Source organism: Streptomyces sp. NPDC043726 (assembly GCF_056436565.1).
In genome coordinates, this window is sequence record NZ_JBWKCI010000032.1 from 1 (window position 1) to 2,260 (window position 2,260).

2 protein-coding genes and 1 pseudogene are annotated in these 2,260 nt (G+C 65.9%); all 3 read left to right on the forward strand.

Translation table 11 applies throughout. From position 1 onward, the window contains the following. The first annotated feature begins 42 nt into the window (after positions 1-42). On the forward strand, positions 43-468 hold the full coding sequence (locus AC068Z_RS42195; protein WP_478569092.1) for an IS5 family transposase: 426 nt from the start codon (positions 43-45) through the stop codon (positions 466-468). Positions 469-712: 244 nt separating this feature from the next. Beyond that, positions 713-1,789: an IS110 family RNA-guided transposase gene (locus AC068Z_RS42200; protein ID WP_478569095.1), complete on the forward strand. Its 1,077-nt coding sequence runs from the start codon at positions 713-715 to the stop codon at positions 1,787-1,789. A 17-nt stretch (positions 1,790-1,806) separates the two neighbouring features. Next, a pseudogene (locus tag AC068Z_RS42205) lies at positions 1,807-2,241 on the forward strand (transposase); the annotation flags it as partial. Between the last annotated feature and the right edge of the window lie 19 nt (positions 2,242-2,260).

The window sequence follows — 2,260 nt, forward strand, 5'->3', positions numbered from 1 at the left end:
TCTGTTGCGAAAGTGGATCTTGTTCGTTGATGATCACGTCCTGTGGGACGTGGGGATCTGACGAATGGCCAGTGGGCCCGGCTGGAGCCTTTGTTGCCGACGGGCATCAAGCCGGGCCGGCCGCAGGTGTGGACACGGCGGCAGCTGATAGACGGCATACGGTGGCGGACCCGGACCGGTGCTCCCTGGCGGGACGTGCCCGAACGGTATGGGCCGTGGGACCGGGTCTATGACCTGTTCCGGCGCTGGCAGCGGGACGGCACCTGGGCAAGGATCCTCACCCAGCTCCAGGCCGAGGCCGATGCGAAGGGCCTGATCACCTGGGACGTGAACGTCGACTCCACCGTCTGCCGGGCCCACCAGCACGCCGCCGGAGCGGCGAAAAAGGGGACCTCCAGAAAGAGCCGCCCGGCGGGATCTTCGTCGAGCCGGCCGACCACGGCCTCGGACGCTCCCGCGGCGGACTGACCAGCAAAATCCACAGTGATGATTGCTGGGTGGTCGCTTTGGACCTGACCCAAAAATCCACCGACGCTGTTGTGTTGTCCTGGCGAGGAAGCGTCGGTCCGGGCGATCACGCGCGTGGCCAGCCGGACTTTCGTGACCTAATAGGAGCCTGACCAGAGGTCCCATCACTGTGTTGTCCGTCTGCCCGACCGGCCCGTGCTATCCCCCTCTCCAGAGCGCGGTTCGGAAGGACAGCATCACCAGCATGACAGCCACCGAGACAACCGAGATCACTGTGGTCGGCGGGATCGACACCCATACCGACTTTCACCAGGCCGCCGTCATCGACACTGTGGGCCGGCAGCTGGCCACCGAATCATTCGAGACGACCCCAGACGGCTATTGGCGACTGCTGGAATGGTTCACTTCCCACGGCGAGATCATCGCTGTCGGGATGGAGGGGACCGGTTCCTACGGTGCCGAGCTCGCCCGCTTCCTGCGCGGCAACGGACTCATCGTCATCGAGGTCGACCGCCCCGACCGCAAGGCTCGCCGCGCCAACGGCAAGTCCGACCCCGTCGACGCCTACGCGGCTGCTACCGCTGTTCTGTCAGGCCGCGCTCACGGCACCCCAAAGACCCGCGACGGCATCGTAGAAGCCATCCGTGTTCTGCGCGTGGCCCGCAACTCTGCGGTCAAGGCCCGCACCCAAGTCATCAACCAGGTCCGCGCTCTGATGATCAGCGCCCCCAGCGAGGTCCGTGACAGATTCCGCGGCTTGTCCGCCAAAGACTTGATCGATACCCTCTCCCGCTCGCGCCCTACCGGGAACCTCGAAGATCCCGCTTACACGACCAAAGTCACCCTGAGGCGACTGGCCCGCCGCTACCAAGCACTAGACGAGGAGATAAAGGAGGCCGAAGCGGAGATCGGCCCTCTGGTTACCAAAGCTGCCCCCAAGCTCGTCGCGCTGCCCGGCGTGGGCCCCGAGACTGCAGGTCAGCTCCTGGAAACCGCTGGTGACAACCCCGAACGTCTCCGCTCCGAGGCGTCCTTCGCTCACCTTTGCGCAGCCTCACCCATCCCTGCGTCCTCCGGTCGCACCCACCGCCACCGGCTCAACCGCGGCGGCGACCGTCAGGCCAACAGAGCCCTTCACACCATCGTCCTGGTCCGCATGAAGTACGACCTGCGCACTCAGGCATACGTCGCCCGACGCACCGCCGACGGCCTCTCCAAGAGGGACATCATCCGGTGCCTGAAACGCTTCGTCGCCCGCGAGATCTACCGCCTGCTACCCCGTCCGCAACTCACCACCAAACAGCTCTGCCCCACCGCTTGACGATCTATAGGAGCATCCTCGCGGTCGAGCAGGGGCAAAAGCCCTTGTCCGTGGTGATCACGGCCGGGCAGCGGGGTGACTCCCCGCAGTTCGAGCCGGTCCTGGAAGCCATCCGGGTGCCGCGAACGGGGCCCGGCAGGCCGCGCAAGCGTCCGGACCGGGTGCGGGCCGACAAGGCGTACGACTCCCGCGGCAATCGCTCCTACCTGCGCAGACGCGGGATCAAAGCCACCATCCCGGTCCCTGCGGACCGGATCCGCAACCGCCTCAAGCGCGGATCGCGTGGCGGGCGCCCACCGAAATTCGACAAGGACGACTACAAGCAACGGCACGCGGTCGAGTGCGGGATCAACCGGCTCAAGCGCCACAGGGCCGTTGCCACTCGGTACGACAAACTCGCCGTCCGCTACGAAGCCACAGTGCTGGTCGCAGCCATCAACGAGTGGCTGTGACCAGCACTTTCACAACAGG

What these genes read in the sequence shown, in the direction of transcription:
- AC068Z_RS42200 (WP_478569095.1), top strand. Translation starts at nt 713, where the DNA reads ATGACAGCCACCGAGACAACCGAGATCACTGTGGTCGGCGGGATCGAC.